Source organism: Streptomyces sp. JW3 (genome assembly GCF_052216785.1).
GTDB lineage: Bacteria > Actinomycetota > Actinomycetes > Streptomycetales > Streptomycetaceae > Streptomyces.
In genome coordinates, this window is sequence record NZ_JBQOUX010000014.1 from 20,403 (window position 1) to 38,780 (window position 18,378).

Consider the following 18,378-nt stretch of genomic DNA (forward strand, 5'->3'; position numbering starts at 1 on the left):
CTTACGCCTGCGGCAAGCGCTCCAGCTGGGTCTGGAGGCGGACGATGTCCTCCTCCGCCTTCGCCAGCCGTCCCCGGATCTTGTCGACCACCTGGTCCGGGGCCTTGGCCAGGAACGCCTCGTTGCCGAGCTTGGCGGTGGCCTGGGCCTTCTCCTTCTCGGCGGCGGCGAGGTCCTTGGCCAGGCGCTTGCGCTCGGCGGCGACGTCGATCGTGCCGGAGAGGTCGAGGGCGACCTCGGCGCCGGCCACCGGCAGGGTCGCGGTGGCCGTGAAGGACTCGCCCTCCGGCTGGAGGCGCAGGAGCTGGCGGATGGCCGGCTCGTGCGGGGCGAGCGCCGTGCCGTCCAGCGCGAGGCGGGCCGGGACCCGCTGGCCGGGCTGCAGGCCCTGGTCGGCGCGGAAGCGGCGGACCTCGGTGATGACGGACTGGAGGGTCTCGATCTCGCGCTCGGCGGCCGCGTCCCGGAAGCCGCCCGGGGCGTCAGCCCCAGGAACGAACACAGTGGACGGCCACGGGGCGACGACGACCGACTCGCCGCCGGTCAGCGTGGTCCACAGCTCCTCGGTGACGAACGGGACGACCGGGTGCAGCAGCCGCAGCGTGACGTCGAGGACCTCGCCGAGGACGCGCTTGCTGACCTCGGCGGCGGCGCCGCCTGCCTGGAAGGCGGTCTTGGACAGCTCGACGTACCAGTCGAAGACCTCGCCCCACGCGAAGTGGTACAGCGCGTCGGAGAGCTTGGCGAACTGGTAGTCCTCGTAGTACGCGTCGACGGCGGCGACGGTCTCGTTCAGCCGGGACAGAATCCAGCGGTCCGTGGAGGACATCGCGGAGACGTCCGGCAGCGGGCCCTCGACCGTGGCGCCGTTCATCATGGCGAACCGCGTGGCGTTCCAGATCTTGTTGGCGAACTTGCCGGACGCGTCGACCCAGCTCTCGCCGATCGGCACGTCGGTGCCGGGGTTGGCGCCGCGGGCCAGGGTGAAGCGGACCGCGTCGGAGCCGTAGGTGTCCATCCAGTCCAGCGGGTCGACCACGTTGCCGAACGACTTCGACATCTTCTTGCCGCGCTCGTCGCGGACCAGGCCGGTCAGCGCGATGGTCTTGAAGGGGACCTCGCCGTCCATCGCGTACAGGCCGAACATCATCATCCGGGCGACCCAGAAGAAGATGATGTCGTGGCCGGTCAGCAGGACGTCGGTCGGGTAGAACTTCGCGAGGTCGTCGGTCCGCTCCGGCCAGCCGAGGGTGGAGAACGGCCACAGCCCGGACGAGAACCAGGTGTCCAGGACGTCCGTCTCCTGGTGCCAGCCCGCGCCGGTCGGCGGCTCCTCGTCGGGGCCGACGCAGACGATCTCGCCGTCCGGGCCGTACCAGACCGGGATCCGGTGGCCCCACCACAGCTGGCGCGAGATGCACCAGTCGTGCATGTTGTCGACCCAGTCGAAGTAGCGCTTCGACATGTCCTCGGGGTGGATCGCGACCCGGCCGTCGCGGACCGCGTCGCCGGCCGCCTTGGCCAGCGGGGCGACCTTGACCCACCACTGCATGGACAGCCGCGGCTCGACGGTGGTCCTGCAGCGCGAGCAGTGGCCCACCGAGTGGACGTAGGGGCGCTTCTCGGCGACGATCCGGCCCTGCTCGCGCAGGGCGGCGACGATCGTGGAGCGCGCCTCGAAGCGGTCCAGGCCCTCGAAGGGGCCGTGCGCGGTGATGACGCCGCGCTCGTCCATGACGGTGATCGACTCCAGGCCGTGCCGCCGGCCGATGGCGAAGTCGTTCGGGTCGTGGGCCGGGGTGACCTTGACGGCACCGGTGCCGAACTCCGGGTCGACGTGGGCGTCGGCGACGACCGGGATGGTCCGGTCGGTCAGCGGCAGCTTGATCCGCTTGCCGACCAGGTGCGTGTACCGCTCGTCGTCGGGGTGGACGGCGACGGCCGTGTCACCGAGCATCGTCTCGGCCCGGGTGGTGGCGACGACGAGGGTCTCCTCCCCCTCCCCGTACCGGATGGAGACCAGCTCGCCGTCGTCCTCCTGGTACTCGACCTCGATGTCGGAGATGGCGGTCAGACAGCGCGGGCACCAGTTGATGATGCGCTCGGCGCGGTAGATCAGGCCGTCGTCGTAGAGCCGCTTGAAGATGGTGCCGACGGCGCTGGACAGGCCCTCGTCCATCGTGAAGCGCTCACGCGACCAGTCGACGCCGTCGCCCAGGCGCCGCATCTGGCCGAGGATCTTGCCGCCGTACTCCTCCTTCCACTGCCACACCCGCTGGACGAACTCCTCGCGGCCGAGGTCGTGCCGGGACTTGCCCTCCTCGGCGAGCTGCTGCTCGACCTTGTTCTGGGTGGCGATGCCGGCGTGGTCCATGCCGGGCAGCCAGAGCGCCTCGAAGCCCTGCATCCGCTTGCGGCGGGTCAGCGCGTCCATCAGCGTGTGCTGGAAGGCGTGGCCCAGGTGCAGCGAGCCGGTGACGTTGGGCGGCGGGATGACGATGGTGTACGGGGGCTTGTCGCTCGTCGCGTCGGCGGTGAAGTAACCCCGTTCCACCCAGCGCTCGTACAGCTTCCCCTCTACGTCGGCCGGCGTGTACTGGGGCGGCAGATCGGTCGTGGGCGCTGCTTGCGGCTGCTGAGTGTTCTCGGTCACCGGGCCAGTTTAGAGGTGTCGCCGCCGTGTCCCGAAACGCCTTTCGTTTGTAACGGTGCGACCCCCGGTGCCCGGCCCGGGCGGCTTCTGGGACAGGATGTCAGGAACGCGTAAGCATCTGGAGGGGAACCCAGAGATGAGCCAGAACCAGCCGGGGCCGTACGGCGGACAGCAGCCCCCGGGGCCCGGTCAGCAGCCCGGCCCGTACGGGCAGCCGGGACCGTACGGCCAGCCACCGCAGGCACCGGCGCCGCAGCCCGGCTACGGCTACCCGCAGCAGCCGGGCACCCCTCCGCAGACCCCGCCGCAGCCCGGTTACGGCTATCCGCAGCAGCCCCCGCAGGGCGTACCCCCGCAGGGCGGCCCCTACGGGCAGCCTCCCCAGTACGGCCAGCAGCCGCCGGCCTACGGTCAGCAGCCCGGGTACGGCCAGCAGCCGCCGTACGGCCAGCCGCCCTACGGCCAGCAGCCCTTCGGTGCGCCCCAGCCGCCGCCTCCCGGCGGGAGCGGCAAGAAGAAGGCCGCGCTGATCATCGGGGCGGTCGCGGTGGTCGCCGCGGTCGCCGTCGGCGCGTACTTCGTCTTCGGGAGCGGGAGCGGCGGCGGTTCGGACATCGCCGACGACGGCGCGCACACGCTGACGGCGCCGGCCACCGTCCTGGACGGGGAGTACAAGAAGGGCGGCAGCACGGACAGCGGCGGCTTCGACGAGAGCGACCTCGACAAGGCCGAGAAGTACGGCATCTCGAACCCGAAGAACGTCGCGGCGGCCTACACCAGCGGGGACGAGTCCAACCCGCTGGCCATGAAGATGCTCAACTTCATGGGGGCGTACGGCGAGATCGACGACCCGGAGAAGGTGGTCGACGCCATGTTCGCCGAGATGAAGGAGAACGCCGCCGCCGACGAGGAGACCTCGGGCGAGGCCGTGGGCAGCCCCGAGGAGTTCACGCCGAGCGGTCTGAGCGGCGCGGTCCTGAAATGCCAGGAGCTGAAGGTCGAGAACGCCGCCGCGTCGGCGGGTTCGACCGTCTCCGGACCGGCCCAGATCAGCATGCCGGTGTGCATCTGGGGCGATCACAGCACGCTGGGCGTGGTCATGCCGGTGGACCTGGCCGACGCCATGTCCGGCAAGACCGCCGACCTGCCCGGCGCCGCCGAGACGGCGGCCAAGGTCCGCGACGACGTGCGGGTCAAGAGCTGACGCCGGAGTACGGCGCACACGGCAGGGGCCCGGTCGCGATCGACCGGGCCCCTGCTCGTACGTCCGCGGCGACTACGCCGTCTTCTGCTCGCCGGGGCCGCGGCCGCGCGAGTCCCGCGGGATCAGCGTCGGGTTGACGTTGGAGAGGACCACGTCGGCGGTGATGACGACCCGGGCGACGTCCTTGCGGGACGGCACCTCGTACATCACGCCCTGGAGGACCTCCTCCATGATGGCGCGCAGGCCGCGGGCGCCGGTCTGGCGCAGGATCGCCTGGTCGGCGATGGCCTCCAGCGCCTCGCGCTCGAAGTCCAGCTCCACACCGTCGAGTTCGAACAGCCGCTGGTACTGCTTCACCAGCGCGTTGCGCGGCTCGACGAGGATCTGGAGCAGCGCCTCGCGGTCCAGGTTGTGCACGGAGGTGATCACCGGGAGGCGGCCGATGAACTCCGGGATCATGCCGAACTTGACCAGGTCCTCCGGCATGACCTGCTGGAAGTGGTCCTGGGACTCGCGCTCCCGCTTGGAGCGGATCTGCGCGCCGAAGCCGATGCCCTTGGCACCGGCCCGGGACTCGATGATCTTCTCCAGGCCCGCGAAGGCGCCGCCCACGATGAACAGCACGTTCGTCGTGTCGATCTGGATGAACTCCTGGTGCGGGTGTTTGCGGCCGCCCTGCGGCGGCACCGAGGCCGTGGTGCCCTCCAGAATCTTCAGCAGCGCCTGCTGGACGCCCTCGCCGCTGACGTCCCGGGTGATCGACGGGTTCTCGCTCTTGCGGGCGACCTTGTCGATCTCGTCGATGTAGATGATCCCGGTCTCGGCCTTCTTGACGTCGTAGTCGGCCGCCTGGATCAGCTTCAGCAGGATGTTCTCGACATCCTCGCCGACGTAGCCCGCCTCGGTGAGGGCGGTGGCGTCGGCGATCGCGAACGGCACGTTCAGCATCCGGGCCAGGGTCTGGGCCAGCAGGGTCTTGCCGGAGCCGGTGGGGCCGAGCAGCAGGATGTTGGACTTCGCCAGCTCGATGGCGTCCTCGCGGCTCTGCGCGCCGCCGTTCTCGCCGGCCTGGACCCGCTTGTAGTGGTTGTAGACCGCGACGGAGAGCGCCTTCTTGGCCGCCTCCTGGCCCACCACGTACCCCTCGAGGAACTCGTAGATCTCGCGGGGCTTGGGCAGCTCCTCCCAGCGCACCTCGCTGGTCTCGGCCAGTTCCTCTTCGATGATCTCGTTGCAGAGGTCGATGCACTCGTCGCAGATGTACACACCGGGCCCTGCGATGAGCTTCTTGACCTGCTTCTGGCTCTTGCCGCAGAACGAGCACTTGAGCAGATCGCCGCCGTCACCGATGCGTGCCACGGTGTGCTTCCCCTTCGCCTGGGAGACTCCTGGACGACGTGGAGACGTCCAGCGGACTCCTGGTGCTGCCTTATGTCGACGGTACCTTGCCTGGCCCCCCGTCCGGGCCCCCCTTGGCATGGTTCGCTTTGACGTGAACCCCGCCAAATCATGCCAAGGGGCGGCAGACGATACAGCGTCCTGCCTCAGCGGAGGGAGGAGTTGTCCATCTTCCGGGTGGTGATGATCTGGTCGATCAGGCCGTAGGCCAGCGCGTCCTCGGCCGTGAGGATCTTGTCGCGCTCGATGTCCTCGCGGATCTTGTCGATCTCCTGGGTGGAGTGCTTGGCCAGCATCTCCTCCAGCTGCGAACGCATCCGCAGGATCTCGTTGGCGGCGATCTCCAGGTCGGAGACCTGACCGCGGCCGGTCTCGCTGTACGGCTGGTGGATCAGCACCCGGGCGTTGGGCAGCGCCATCCGCTTGCCGGGGGTGCCGGCGGCGAGCAGCACGGCCGCGGCGGAGGCCGCCTGGCCCATGCAGACCGTCTGGATGTCCGGCTTCACGTACTGCATCGTGTCGTAGATGGCCGTGAGGGCGGTGAAGGAGCCGCCGGGGCTGTTGATGTAGACCGAGATGTCGCGGTCCGGGTCCATCGACTCCAGGCACAGCAGCTGGGCCATGACGTCGTTGGCGGAGGCGTCGTCGATCTGCACGCCGAGGAAGATCACCCGCTCTTCGAAGAGCTTGGCGTACGGGTCGTACTCGCGCACGCCCTGCGAGGTGCGCTCGACGAAGCGGGGGATGACGTAGCGGGACTCGGCCGTGGGGCCGGTGTACTCGGCGCGCGGGCGCTCGTACAGGCCGCTGCCGGGGAAGTCGTTCACAGTGTCTCCTGGAAAGAGCTGAGGCGGTCGGCTGGGGGCGTGGGAAAGGGGCTCAGGCGCCCGTGCCGCCGCCGCCCGGCATGCCCGCGGCCGTGGGGATCACATCGTCGATGAGGCCGTACTCCTTGGCCTCGAAGGCGTCGAACCAGCGGTCGCGGTCCGAGTCGCGGGTGATCTGCTCGACCGTCTGGCCGGTGTGCTGAGAGGTGAGCTCGGCCATGCGCTTCTTGGTGTGCAGCAGCCGCTCGGCGTGGATCTTGATGTCCGAGGCGGAGCCGGCCAGGCCGGCCGAGGGCTGGTGGATCAGGATCTCGGCGTTCGGCAGCGCGAAGCGCTTGCCCGGGGTGCCCGCGCTGAGCAGGAACTGACCCATCGAGGCCGCCAGCCCCATCGCGATGGTCACCACGTCGTTCTTGATGAACTGCATGGTGTCGTAGATCGCCATGCCGGCCGTGATCGAACCGCCCGGGCTGTTGATGTAGAGGAAGATGTCCTTGTCCGGGTCGGCGGCAAGGAGCAGCAGCTGTGCGGTGATCTTGTTGGCAATGTCGTCGTCGACCGGCTGGCCGAGGAAGATGATCCGCTCACCGAGCAGCCGGTTGTAGACCTGGTCGCCGAGGCCACCACCGATGGAGGGCTCGCCGGCGGCTGAGGGCATCAGATTCGTCACGTATCCACCTGCTCGTCTTACGACGGCGCCGGGCCGTCTCACGTTTCCCTGCGGGGCTGGAGCCGTATCGGAGACTCCACTGCCCTCGTATTCATGGACCCTAACGCGCGGGTCCCTTCGGGGAATCCCGCGAAGTGGGGTGTTCGCCGGGGGCGTAGCCGTTCAGGAGCGTTCGGTACGCGGGCGGGTGCGGGTCGTGGGTGGCTGGTCGCGCCCCGAGGCGGAACCGCACATGAGCACAGACCCGCGCCCCTGGGGCACGAGCGGGACGGGCCCCGAGAAGCTCGCGCGTCTCGGGGCCCGTCCTTCCGTCGATGAAGAAGTGAGGGTCAGCCCTCGGTCTTCTCCTCGGCCGGGGTGTCCTCGGTGGAGTCGGCGGCGGCCTCGGCCGGGGCCTCCGTCTCCTTCTCCTCGTCGTCGCTCAGGTCGACGATCTCGCCGTTGGTGTCCTTGACCGTGGCCTTCTCGACCACGACGGCCAGCGCCTTGCCGCGGGCCACCTCGCCGACCAGCAGCGGGACCTGGCCCTGCTCGACGACGGCCTGGGCGAACTGGTCGGGGGACATGCCGGAGGAGGAGGCGCGCCGCATGAGGTGCTCGGTGAGCTCCTCCTGGTTGACGTTGAGCTTCTCCTGCTTGACCAGCTCGTCGAGGACGAACTGGGTCTTGATGCCCTTGACCGCGGCCTCGCGGGTCTCGGTCTCGAACTCCTCCTCGGTCTTGCCCTGGATCTCCAGGTACTTCGGGAGGTCGAGGCCCATCTGGCCGAGCTGGTGGTGCTCCAGGTTGTGCTTGCGGGTGCCCACCTCGTCCTCGAGCAGCTTCTCGGGGACGGGGACCTCGACCAGCTCGAGGAGCTTGTCCAGGACCCGCTCCTGGGCCTGGGTGGCCTGGTCGTACTGCTTCATGTTCTCGAGGCGCTTACGGCTGTCGGCCTTGAGCTCGTCCAGGGTGTCGAACTCCGACGCCAGCTGCGCGAAGTCGTCGTCCAGCTCGGGCAGCTCGCGCGCGGCGACCTGGCTGACCTTGACGGTGACCTCGGCCTCCTGGCCGGCCGCCGAGCCGCCCTTCAGCTCGGAGGTGAAGGTGGCCTCGCCACCGGCCTCCAGGCCCTTGACGGCCTCGTCGATGCCTTCGAGCAGCTCGCCGGAGCCGATGGTGTAGGAGACGCCGCTGGCGACGCCGTCCTCCAGGATCTCGCCGCCGACCTTGGCCTCCAGGTCGATGGTGACGACGTCGCCGTCCTCGGCGGCGCGCTCCACCGGGGAGGTGGCGGCGAAGCGCTCGCGGAGCTGCTCGACCGACTTGTCCACGTCCTCGTCGGTGACCTCGACCGCGTCGACCTCGACCTCGATGCCGGAGAAGTCCGGGATCTCGATCGTCGGGCGGACGTCGACCTCGGCGGTGAAGTTCAGCGTCTCGCCGTCCTTCAGCTCCGTGATGTCGACCTCGGGCTGGCCCAGCGGGTCCACCTCGGCCTCGTTGACGGCGTCGGTGTAGAACTTCGGGAGGGCGTCGTTGACGGCCTCCTCCAGCACCGCACCGCGGCCGAACCGCTGGTCGATGACCCGGGCCGGGATCTTGCCCTTGCGGAAGCCCTTCACCGTGACCTGCTGGTTGATCTTCTTGTACGCCGCGTCGAGGCTGTCCTTGAGCTCCTCGAAGGGCACCTCGACAGTGAGCCGAACCCGAGTCGGGTTCAGGGTCTCCACGGCGCTCTTCACGGTTCGGTCTCCTTGTGGCTGACTTCTTGGGTTCTGCCGGAGCCAGAGCGGCCCGGCCGATGTTCGCCGCCCGGGAGACTGCACAGGATGAGACACACGGGCGTGCAGCTTGCATAGTAACGGCAGCGGGTACACGGCCCAAAAGGCGATCGAGGCGATCACGGCGCGATCATGCGAGGTGACCGGCCGGGTGGCCGGTGGATGGTCGGGGTGGCGGGATTTGAACCCACGGCCTTCCGCTCCCAAAGCGGACGCGCTACCAAGCTGCGCCACACCCCGTCTGGTGCGATCCGTAGGGTACATGCCGACAGCCCGGCGGGCCGTCGTATTCCACGGGGTGTGCGACACAGGGGGCCGACCCGCTACGATGCCTCCAGTGCCGCGATCGGTGATCCGCGGCGCGTGCTGTGCGGGCGTAGCTCAATGGTAGAGCCCCAGTCTTCCAAACTGGCTACGCGGGTTCGATTCCCGTCGCCCGCTCCATCCAACGCCCAGGGGCCCGGTTCCGTGAACCGGGCCCCTGGGCGTTGTCAGAAGCTGATCGAGTTGATCGTCTCCGCTATCGAGTTCATGAAGCGGTTGATCGACGGGGCCATGCCGGTGGAGGCGAGGAAGAAGCCGAAGAGGACCGCGACGATCGCGGGGCCGGCCTTGAGAGATCCCCCTCGCACGAGCACCACGAGGATGATCGCCAACAGCAGCACCACAGACAGTGAAATGGCCACAACTGATCACACCCTAGGTCGGTCCGCACTCCCGGCCCGGCGGTGCGGTCTCGCGCACCCCCGCCAGGAACCATCGTGCCACCAACCCGGCCGTCTCATGCGGCAGGTGACGCATCGTTTGGCCGACGTCCCACCGGCACACCCGGCACCGCCACCTCTCCGGCACCTCCTCGGCACCTCGCCGGCACGCGTCCCGGGCCGCAACATCCGTATTTCGTACAGGAATTCGGAGAGGCAACCGGGCGGGAAATCCGACCGGTCCGTTTCGGCTCCTCCGCCGCCCGCGCACAACACGTCCGCAGCTAATTCGAATTGTTGCGGCGGGCACATCCGCTGGTGGGGTTTCGGCTGGTTTGATCCGCTGCAATCGGGACAAAGGGGGTGCGTTCAAGGGGAGTTTTACGGATTCCCACAGACAACGCTAGGGTGCCTCGAATGTTCCACGCTGCCCCGTCCCCGCCCGGCAAACAACGTGACGCTTTCTTCGACAACGCCAAGTATCTGGCGATCGTGCTGGTGGCCATGGGCCACTCCTGGGAGCCGCTCAAGGGCGACAGCCGCGTCCTGGAGGGGCTGTACCAGGTGGTGTACGCCTTCCACATGCCGGCGTTCATCATCATCTCCGGTTTCTTCTCGCGCAGCTTCGACATGCGCCCGGACCGGCTGCGGCGGCTGCTCACCGGTGTGGTCGTGCCGTACGTCCTCTTCGAGACGGTGTACTCGCTCTTCAACCGCTACGCCGGCGGCTCGCCGGACCAGCAGATCAGCCTGCTGGACCCCTGGTACCTGACGTGGTTCCTGATCGCGCTGTTCGTGTGGCGGCTGACCACGCCGGTCTGGAAGCTGATCCGGTACCCGCTGCCGGTCGCCCTGGTGATCGCCGCTCTGGCGTCCGTGTCGCCGGAGATCGGTGACGACCTGGATCTCCAGCGGGTGCTCCAGTTCCTGCCGTTCTTCGTGCTGGGGCTGAGCATGCGGGCCGAGCACTTCCAGTGGGTGCGCCGCCGGTCGGTGCGGATCGCGTCGGTGCCGGTGTTCGCGGCGGCCGTGGCGGTCGGCTGGTGGGCGGTGCCGCGGATGAACACCGGCTGGTTCTACCACCGGGACGCCGCCCAGGAACTGGGCGCGCCCTGGTGGACCGGGCCGGTCATGACGCTGGCGCTGTTCGGCTGCTCGCTGCTGCTGACCGCCTGCTTCTTCGCCTGGGTGCCGGGCCGGCAGCGCTGGTTCACGGCGCTGGGCGCGGGCACCCTCTACGGCTATCTGCTGCACGGCTTCCTGATCAAGGGCGCCGACTACCTGGGCCTGTTCGACCCCGCCTGGCTGCACACGCCGCTCGGGGAGGTCTTCGTGACCGTCCTGGCGGCGGCGGCCGTCACGCTACTGTGCACCGCGCCGGTGCGGCGGGCCTTCCGGTTCGCGATGGAGCCGACGATGGCGTGGGCGTTCCGGCGGGACGCGGCACAGGAGGCGCGGGAGGCGCGGGAGGCGCGGGAGCGCCGGGCCGTGGCGGAGCAGCGGGGCGGCCGGGAGAAGGTCTCCGTCTAACGGCCCGGTGACCCCGGTTGCGGCAGACCGAGGAGTGCGCGCATCCGCGTGTACTTCTCGGTCAGTCGTTTCCGGGTCGGCCCGTCCAGGACGGCGAGCCGGGCCGGGTCGGCGTTGTGCGCCAGGTCGGCCTCCTTGACCAGCCGCGCGCCCGGGGTGGCGAGGACGCGGGCGGCGTACGCCTCCGGGGTCTCCCCCGCCCGCTTGGTGACCGCGAGGACGATGTCCTTGGTGCGGGCGCTCAGCGGGGCGGCGGCCAGCCAGGCGTGGGACAGGGCGGCGTCCTCGACGGCGTCGTGCAGCCAGGCGGCCGCGATCTGCGCGTCGTCGCCGCCCCGGCGCCGGACGCCCGCGGCGACGGCGGCCAGGTGCTCGGCGTAGGGGCGGCCCGCCTTGTCGGTCTGGCCGGCGTGGGCGGCGCGGGCGGTGGCTTCCACCTCGGCCAGGGACAGGGCGGGGACCCGCGGGCCGGTCATGTCAGTCGTCCGTGCCGTGCGCGTGGGCGTGCGCCTGGGCGGTGGTGGGGCCCTCGCGGCAGATCAGCAGCAGGGCCCGGTCGTCGTTGACGTCCTTGGCGACCGCCTCGATCAGGTGCCAGGCGGCGCCGTGGAAGCCGCCGGCGACATAGCGGTCGGCCTCGCCGGTGAGCCGGTCGATGCCCTCGACGATGTCCCGGTCGGAGGTCTCCACCAGTCCGTCCGTGAACAGCATCAGCACGTCGCCGGGGCGCAGCGAGCCCTTCACCGGGTCGAACTGGGCGCCGTCGTACACGCCGAGCAGGGGGCCCTCGGCGGCCTTCTCCTCCCAGCGGCCGGTGCCGGCGCTGAGCTGGAGGCCCGGCGGGTGCCCGGCGGTGTACAGCTCGTAGTCGCCGGAGTCGAGGTCCAGGACCAGGTGGATGGAGGTGGCGAAGCCCTCGTCCCAGTCCTGGCGGAGCAGGTAGCCGTTGGCGGCGGGCAGGAAGGCGTGCGGGGGCAGGCTGCCCAGCAGGCCGCCGAAGGCGCCGGAGAGCAGCAGGGCGCGGGAGCCGGCGTCCATGCCCTTGCCGGAGACGTCGGTGAGGACCACCTCCAGCGTCCGGCCGCCGTTGGTGCGGGCCGCGACCACGAAGTCGCCGGAGAAGGACTGGCCGCCCGCCGGGCGCAGCGCCATCTCGCGGTGCCAGCCCGGCGGCAGCTTGGGCAGCTTGCTCTGCACCCGGATGCGTTCGCGCAGGTCGAAGAGCATGGTGCCGCCGCGCCGCCAGGGCACCCCGACCCGGCTGCGGAACTGGGCGATCAGCAGGCCGATGAACCCGCAGGCCGCAACGACCAGGACCGCGCCGGGGGTGACCCGGGAGGGGCCCTCGGTGTACGGGCCGAGCCGGACCGACTCCACGATCAGCGCGGTGGCCGCGGCGGCGTACAGGCCGAGCAGGCTGGCCGGGCGCAGCAGCAGGCCGCCGGCCACGATCGGCAGCACCAGCGCGGCCGGCGAGACCCACACCGAGTTGACCATCGTGAAGCACGCGATGACCGGCACGGTGAGCAGCAGACCGGCCAGCGCGATCCAGTCCGAGCCGTCGCCGCGGAAGTAGTCGACGGCGGATTTGCGCAGCGCGACGCGGGCCCGGTGCCACTGCTTCTTCAACCGGGCCGTGAACGTGTCGGCTTCCGCACGCCGCTGTCGTCCTGCTGCCATCAGTTCGGGACCCTATCCATCGGAGCGGGCGCTTGGCACGGGAGGTACCACTTGTCCCCCGTCCGAGGCCAGAGTTCACAGTGAACTGCACGCCGGGCCGTCGTGTGGCCCGCCGGGGGAAATTCCCCTGGCTCGCCCCGCATTGCCCTGGTAGGCATGGGCTCATGAACGCTGACGGTACGGACCGGAGCACGACCGACCCGCTGGACCTGCGGGTACTGCGGCGGGACGAATGGGACAGGTGGTACGACACGCTGCTGCGGGCCTTCGGCGGGGTGCCGGAGCCGGCCGAGGAGCGGGCGCTGTACCGCTCCCTGACCGACTTCGACCGTTCGCTCGGGGTGTGGGAGGGCGACGCGTGCGTGGGGACGGCGGGGGCGTTCCGGTTCCGGATGAGTGTGCCCGGCGGGGCCCGGGTGCCGACCGCGGGGGTCACGATGGTCGGGGTCGCCGCGACGCACCGGCGGCGGGGGGTGCTGACCTCGATGATGCGCCGGCAGCTGGACGACATCCGGTCCTGGGGCGAGCCGCTGGCGGCGCTGACGGCCTCCGAGCCGGCGATCTACGGCCGGTTCGGGTACGGCGCGGCGACCGTCCAGATCGGCGCGGAGATCGACACCGGCAAGGTACGGCTGTCCGTCCCGGCCGGGACGGATGACGTACGGCTGCGGTACGCGGCGCCCGCGGCGGTGCTGGACGTGTGCGAGGCGGTGTACGCCCGGCTGGTGCCCGGCCGGCCGGGGATGCTGGCCCGGCAGCCGGGGTGGGAGCGGCTGGGGCTGCTGGACCCGGAGAGCGCGCGGGACGGGGCGTCGCCGTTGCAGTGCGTGCTCGCCTCGCGGGACGGGGAGGTCACCGGGTACGCGCGGTTCCGGGTGCGGCCGGGGTGGGGGCAGGGCGGGGCCGAGGGTACGGTGCTGCTGGCCGACCTGGAGGGGCTCGACCCGGCGACCCGGGCGGCGCTGTGGCGGTTCCTGGCCGACATCGACCTGACGACGACGCTGAGCGTGCGCAACCGGCCGGCCGACGACGGGTGGCAGTACCAGGTCTCCGACCTCCGGCGGTGCGGGCCGCGGCCGCGGGACGTGCTGTACGTACGGCTGGTGGACGTGGGGGCGGCGCTGGCGGCGCGGACCTACCGGGCGCCGGTGGACGTGGTGTTCGAGGTCGAGGACGCGTTCTGTCCGTGGAACACGGGGCGCTGGCGGCTGGCCGGGAACGAGAAGGGGGCGTCCTGTGTGCCGGCCGCCGATCCGGCGGACCTGGCCCTGTCGGTGCGGGAGCTGGGCGCGGCCTATCTCGGCGGCGTGTCGCTGACCGCGCTGGCCGGGGCGGGGCGGGTCCGGGAGCTGCGGCCGGGGGCGCTGGCGGAGGCGGCCCTGGGCTTCGGCTCGGACGTGGCGCCGTGGCTGCCGCACGGGTTCTGAGGGCGGGGGCGGGTACGGGGCGGGGCGTCGGCGGCGGGCTTGCGGGCTTGAGAGGGGCCGCTTGAGAGGGGGCCGTACCTCGCCGTGGCTGCCGCACGGGTTGCTGACGCGCGGGCGGCAGCGGTGGAGCGGGCCGGTCAGGGACGGTGCTGGCAGGTCGGGCACCAGAAGAGGTTGCGGTGGGCGAGGTCGGCGGTGCGGATGTCGGTGCCGCAGAGGTGGCAGGGGCGGTTGGCGCGGCGGTAGACGTAGACCTCGCCGCCGTGGTCGTCGACGCGGGGCGGGCGGCCCATCGCCTCGGGGGTGTGCTCGGGGCGGACCGTGTCGATGCGGTTGTTGCGCACGCCCTCGCGCATCAGGGCGACCAGGTCGTGCCAGAGCGCGTCCCAGAGCGCGGCGGTGATGTCGCGCCCCGGGCGGTACGGGTCGACGCCGTGCCGGAAGAGGACCTCGGCGCGGTAGACGTTGCCGACGCCGGCGATGACCTTCTGGTCCATGAGCAGCGCGGCGATGGTCGTACGGCTGCGGGAGATCCTGGCGTGCGCGGCGGCCGGGTCGGCGTCCGCGCGCAGCGGGTCGGGGCCGAGGCGGGCGTGTATCGCGTCCTTCTCGGCCGGGGTGATCAGCGCGCAGGCGGTGGGGCCGCGCAGATCGACGTACGCGGTGTCGTTCAGCAGCCGCAGCCGGACGGTGTCGGTGGGCGGCGGCGCGGGGGCCGGGCCGAAGGCGACCTTGCCGAACAGGCCCAGGTGGATGTGGACCCAGTCGCTGTCGCGGAACCGCAGGAAGAGGTGCTTGCCGTGCGCCTCGGTGGCGGTCAGCGCCGCGCCGTCGAGCAGCGCGGCGCCGTCGGAGAACTTGCCCTGCGGGCTGGTCACCCGGACCGGCCGGCCGGCGAAGGCGGCGTCGTGGTCCTGCGCCAGCCGGTGGATGGTGTGGCCTTCCGGCACCGCTGTCTTCCTTCCCCGCCCCGTCCCTGCTAGTCCCGGCTCGGTTACCGCTGCGGGTGGTGCGCCGGGATCGGCGGGAGGTCGCCGGTCGTCTCGTACCCGGCCAGCATGTCGATGCGGCGGATGTGGCGCTGGTCGCCGGAGAACGGGGTGTTCAGGAAGATCTCGACGAACTTCGTCGCCTCCTCCTGGGAGTGCATGCGCGCGCCGACCGCGACGACGTTGGCGTCGTTGTGCTGGCGGCCGAGGGCGGCCGTCTCCTCGCTCCAGGCCAGTGCGGCGCGTACGCCCTTGACCTTGTTGGCCGCGATCTGCTCGCCGTTGCCCGAGCCGCCGATCACGACGCCGAGGGTGCCCTCGTCCGCGGCGGTCCGCTCGGCGGCCCGCAGGCAGAACGGCGGGTAGTCGTCCTGGGCGTCGTAGATGTGGGGTCCGCAGTCGACGGGCTCGTGGCCCGCGGCCTTGAGCCACTCGACGAGGTGGTTCTTGAGTTCGTAGCCCGCATGGTCGGAGCCGAGATACACGCGCATGCGTCGAGTGTGACACGCGGGCCTGGGGGAAGCAGCGTCGGGTGGACACGTCAACCGGTGCGAAGGAAGTCCATCCATGACCTCTCAGCCGACCCTCACCGGAGCCGGGGGTCCCAGTCGGCCCGGGGAGCCCGGCACCGGGCTCAAGCCCGGTCTCAAGAACCGCCATCTGACCATGATCGCCATCGGCGGTGTGATCGGGGCCGGCCTGTTCGTGGGTTCCGGCACCGGTATCGCCGCCACCGGACCCGGCATCCTGCTGTCGTACGCGCTGGTCGGCACGCTGGTGGTGCTGGTGATGCGGATGCTGGGCGAGATGTCGGTGGCCAACCCGACCTCCGGGTCGTTCTCCGCGCACGCCGACCGGGCGCTGGGGCGGTGGGCCGGTTTCACCATCGGCTGGCTGTACTGGTTCTTCTGGGTGGTGGTGCTCGCGGTCGAGGCGACCGCCGGGGCGACCATCCTGGAGGGCTGGGTGCCGGCCGTGCCGCAGTGGGGGTGGGCGCTGATCGTGATGGTGGTGCTGACCGCCACCAACCTGATCTCGGTGGGCTCCTACGGGGAGTTCGAGTTCTGGTTCGCCGGGATCAAGGTGGTCGCCATCGGGGTGTTCATCGTGATCGGGCTGCTGGCCGTGTTCGGGGTGCTGCCGGGGGCCGACACCGAACAGGCCGGGCTGTCCAACCTGACCGGTCACGGCGGCTTCCTGCCCAACGGGCCCGGTGCCGTCCTCACCGGCGTGCTGCTGGTCGTCTTCTCCTTCATGGGCAGTGAGATCCCGACACTGGCGGCCGGCGAGTCGGCGGATCCGGAGCGGGCGGTGGCCAAGGCGACCAACAGCGTCATCTGGCGGATCGCCGTCTTCTACCTGGGCTCGATCTTCGTCGTGGTCTGCCTGCTGCCCTGGGACAGCGCGTCGATCACCGACGAGGGCTCCTACGTCGCCGCGCTGGACTCGCTCGGCATCCCGCACGCCGGGCAGATCATGAACGTCATCGTGCTGTCGGCGGTGCTGTCCTGTCTCAACTCGGGGCTGTACACCGCGTCCCGGATGGCCTTCTCGCTCGGTGAGCGCGGGGACGCGCCGAAGGGGTTCGCGCGGACCACGGCGGGCGGGGTGCCGCGTACCGCGATCCTCACCTCGGTGGCGTTCGGTTTCGTCGCCGTGTTCTTCAACTACGAGTGGCCCGACTCGGTCTTCCTCTTCCTCGTCAACTCCTCGGGTGCGGTGGCCCTGTTCGTCTGGCTGGTGATCTGCTTCTCGCAGCTGCGGATGCGGCGGATCGTCGAAGCGGAGGCGCCGGAGCGGCTGGTGGTGCGGATGTGGCTGTATCCGTATCTGACCTGGGCGACGGCGGCGCTGATCGTCTTCGTGCTGGGTTACATGCTGACCGACACCGAGCACGACGGACGGACCACGATCCTGCTGTCGCTGCTGGTGGCGGCGGTGGTGCTGGTCCTGGCGGTGGTGCGGGAGCGGGGGCGGCGGCGGGGCGAGCGGGACGGGCCGGACGAGCGGGGCGTCACAGCAGGGTGAAGCTCTTCTTGACCTTCTCGTAGACCTTCAGGGCGTCCGGCTCGGTCTCCGGCTGGTACCAGGTGTTGACCTGGTACGACTTGCCGTCCGCGGTGAAGCCGAGCAGACGGGCGTGCCAGGGGACGTCCTCGAGGGTGAAGGTGTACTCCCAGATCACCGCGGGGTGGGCGCGGAACGTCGTCCTCGCCAGGCGGATCTTGCGGTAGTGCTCGCCCTGGTGGGCGTTGCGTTCGGAGGTCTGCCAGGTCTCCAGCAGGTCGCCGCGGGCGAGGGCGGACTTGGCGACCAGTTCCTGTCGTCCGTCCGGGGCGGTGTAGTGCACCTCCGAGCCCGTCTTCACGTCCCGCCGCCAGCCGTCGGGGGGCGCCCAGGCGAAGCCGCCGGCCTCCTGCCGGGCGCCGGGCGGCAGGCTGGGCGGGCGGGAGGTGCCCTCGACGGTTTCCGAGTCGCTCGCGGTCGCCGACGCGGTGGCACCGGCCTGGCCGCCGTCGCCTCCGGCGTTCGTCGCGAGGAGGGCCGCCGTGACGGCTCCGGCGGTGAGCACGGCCGCGGCGGCGGTGAGGAGGGCGGTGCGGGGGCGGAGGCGGGAGCGGGGGGTTGAGCGGGGGCTGTGGGGCGGGTTGGCCGGGGGCGGCGCGGGCGGCGGTTCCCGCTCGTCCGGCAGTGGCGGTGTGGTCGGTTCGGTGACCCGCACGGTCGGGGTGTGCGGCGGGGAGGCCACCGGGCGCAGGGCCGACTCGATGTCCGTCAGGCCCGGCCGGCCGGCCGGCTCCTTCTCCAGGAGGGCGGCCAGGAGGGGGGTCAGCGGCCCGGCGGCGGGCGGCAGTTCGGGTTCCTCGTAGAGCACCGCGTGCAGGGTCGCGAGGGTCGTGCCGCGGGCGAACGGGGAGCGGCCGGCCAGGGCCGCGCAGAGCGTGGCGCCCAGCGACCAGATGTCCGAGGGCGGGCCCTGCGGCCGGCCGGAGACCCGCTCGGGCGCCATGTAGTCGGGCGAGCCGACCAGCATGCCGACCATGGTGAGCGCCTTGGCGTCCTGGATCGCGGCGATGCCGAAGTCGGTGAGGACGACCCGCCCGCCGGCCGACTCCACCAGGACGTTGCCCGGTTTGATGTCCCGGTGCAGTACGCCCCGGGCGTGCACCTGGCGCAGGGCCGCCACCAGGCCGAGCCCGATCCGGGCCGACTCCCGGGGGCTCAACGGGCCCTCCTCGGCCATGATCTGCTCCAGCGAGCGGCCGACGACCAGTTCCATGACGATCCACAGCCGGTCGGCCTCCTCCACCACGTCGTAGACCCGCACGACATGCGGATGGTCGATGCGCGCGGTGGCCCGGGCCTCGCGCAGGACACGTTCCCGGCGGGTGGGAGCGTCCTCCGCGTCGATGCCGTCCATCCGCATTTCCTTGACCGCGACCGGACGGTCCAGAATTTCGTCGGCGGCTCGCCACACCCGCCCCATTCCACCCTGGCCGATACTCTCGGCCAACCGGTAGCGTCCCGTCACC

General features: G+C 71.0%; 15 protein-coding genes and 2 tRNA genes. 5 read left to right on the plus strand and 12 right to left on the minus strand.

What is annotated here, in order from left to right:
* Window position 1: 1 nt before the first annotated feature.
* Complete coding sequence (locus tag ACTT8P_RS08620) at window positions 2-2,653, minus strand: valine--tRNA ligase (protein ID WP_442830943.1); 2,652 nt, start codon at window positions 2,651-2,653, stop codon at window positions 2-4.
* A 136-nt stretch (window positions 2,654-2,789) separates the two neighbouring features.
* Here ACTT8P_RS08620 and ACTT8P_RS08625 point away from each other — a divergent pair, with 136 nt between their 5' ends.
* A complete protein-coding gene (locus ACTT8P_RS08625) occupies window positions 2,790-3,857 on the plus strand; it encodes a hypothetical protein (RefSeq protein WP_442830944.1) in 1,068 nt (355 codons plus the stop codon).
* 72 nt (window positions 3,858-3,929) lie between these two features.
* Here the strand turns inward: ACTT8P_RS08625 and clpX are convergent, their stop codons facing one another.
* The 5 genes from clpX to ACTT8P_RS08650 all read right to left on the minus strand — a co-directional run bounded on the left by clpX (window position 3,930) and on the right by ACTT8P_RS08650 (window position 8,755).
* Window positions 3,930-5,216: an ATP-dependent Clp protease ATP-binding subunit ClpX gene (clpX, locus tag ACTT8P_RS08630; protein WP_442830945.1), complete on the minus strand. Its 1,287-nt coding sequence runs from the start codon at window positions 5,214-5,216 to the stop codon at window positions 3,930-3,932.
* A 185-nt stretch (window positions 5,217-5,401) separates the two neighbouring features.
* A complete protein-coding gene (locus ACTT8P_RS08635) occupies window positions 5,402-6,082 on the minus strand; it encodes an ATP-dependent Clp protease proteolytic subunit (protein WP_442830946.1) in 681 nt (226 codons plus the stop codon).
* Between the two features lie 52 nt (window positions 6,083-6,134).
* Window positions 6,135-6,740, minus strand: coding sequence for an ATP-dependent Clp protease proteolytic subunit (locus ACTT8P_RS08640; RefSeq protein WP_051005918.1), 606 nt, complete (start codon window positions 6,738-6,740; stop codon window positions 6,135-6,137).
* A gap of 341 nt (window positions 6,741-7,081) precedes the next feature.
* Window positions 7,082-8,476: a trigger factor gene (tig, locus tag ACTT8P_RS08645; RefSeq protein ID WP_442830947.1), complete on the minus strand. Its 1,395-nt coding sequence runs from the start codon at window positions 8,474-8,476 to the stop codon at window positions 7,082-7,084.
* 202 nt (window positions 8,477-8,678) lie between these two features.
* Window positions 8,679-8,755 (minus strand) — tRNA-Pro (locus ACTT8P_RS08650).
* A gap of 130 nt (window positions 8,756-8,885) precedes the next feature.
* Here ACTT8P_RS08650 and ACTT8P_RS08655 point away from each other — a divergent pair.
* A tRNA-Gly gene (locus ACTT8P_RS08655) sits at window positions 8,886-8,959 on the plus strand.
* A 47-nt stretch (window positions 8,960-9,006) separates the two neighbouring features.
* Here the strand turns inward: ACTT8P_RS08655 and ACTT8P_RS08660 are convergent.
* A complete protein-coding gene (locus ACTT8P_RS08660; protein WP_442830948.1) occupies window positions 9,007-9,201 on the minus strand; it encodes a hypothetical protein in 195 nt (64 codons plus the stop codon).
* Window positions 9,202-9,636: 435 nt separating this feature from the next.
* Between ACTT8P_RS08660 and ACTT8P_RS08665 the strand changes: the two genes are divergently transcribed.
* Complete coding sequence (locus tag ACTT8P_RS08665) at window positions 9,637-10,749, plus strand: acyltransferase family protein (RefSeq protein WP_442830949.1); 1,113 nt, start codon at window positions 9,637-9,639, stop codon at window positions 10,747-10,749.
* Here ACTT8P_RS08665 and ACTT8P_RS08670 read toward each other — a convergent pair.
* Together ACTT8P_RS08670 and ACTT8P_RS08675 are read right to left on the minus strand one after the other, a co-directional pair.
* The gene (locus tag ACTT8P_RS08670; protein ID WP_442830950.1) at window positions 10,746-11,225 is read right to left on the minus strand and encodes an HD domain-containing protein; all 480 of its coding nucleotides are present in this window, start codon (window positions 11,223-11,225) and stop codon (window positions 10,746-10,748) included. The genes ACTT8P_RS08665 and ACTT8P_RS08670 overlap by 4 nt on opposite strands.
* A 1-nt stretch (window position 11,226) precedes the next feature.
* Complete coding sequence (locus tag ACTT8P_RS08675; RefSeq protein ID WP_442830951.1) at window positions 11,227-12,429, minus strand: PP2C family protein-serine/threonine phosphatase; 1,203 nt, start codon at window positions 12,427-12,429, stop codon at window positions 11,227-11,229.
* Window positions 12,430-12,593: 164 nt separating this feature from the next.
* On the opposite strand from ACTT8P_RS08675, the gene ACTT8P_RS08680 reads away from it, so the two are divergent.
* Window positions 12,594-13,856 (plus strand): GNAT family N-acetyltransferase, encoded by a 1,263-nt coding sequence (locus tag ACTT8P_RS08680; RefSeq protein WP_442830952.1) that lies wholly within the window; start codon window positions 12,594-12,596, stop codon window positions 13,854-13,856.
* A gap of 137 nt (window positions 13,857-13,993) precedes the next feature.
* On the opposite strand, the gene ACTT8P_RS08685 is transcribed toward ACTT8P_RS08680, so the two are convergent.
* Together ACTT8P_RS08685 and ACTT8P_RS08690 are read right to left on the minus strand one after the other, a co-directional pair.
* Window positions 13,994-14,806, minus strand: coding sequence for an Fpg/Nei family DNA glycosylase (locus tag ACTT8P_RS08685; RefSeq protein ID WP_442830953.1), 813 nt, complete (start codon window positions 14,804-14,806; stop codon window positions 13,994-13,996).
* A 44-nt stretch (window positions 14,807-14,850) separates the two neighbouring features.
* Window positions 14,851-15,336, minus strand: coding sequence for a ribose-5-phosphate isomerase (locus ACTT8P_RS08690; protein WP_442830954.1), 486 nt, complete (start codon window positions 15,334-15,336; stop codon window positions 14,851-14,853).
* A 76-nt stretch (window positions 15,337-15,412) separates the two neighbouring features.
* Between ACTT8P_RS08690 and ACTT8P_RS08695 the strand changes: the two genes are divergently transcribed.
* Window positions 15,413-16,873 (plus strand): amino acid permease, encoded by a 1,461-nt coding sequence (locus ACTT8P_RS08695; protein WP_442830955.1) that lies wholly within the window; start codon window positions 15,413-15,415, stop codon window positions 16,871-16,873.
* Here the strand turns inward: ACTT8P_RS08695 and ACTT8P_RS08700 are convergent.
* Window positions 16,860-18,332: a serine/threonine-protein kinase gene (locus ACTT8P_RS08700; RefSeq protein WP_442831015.1), complete on the minus strand. Its 1,473-nt coding sequence runs from the start codon at window positions 18,330-18,332 to the stop codon at window positions 16,860-16,862. The genes ACTT8P_RS08695 and ACTT8P_RS08700 overlap by 14 nt on opposite strands.
* Window positions 18,333-18,378 lie beyond the last annotated feature (46 nt).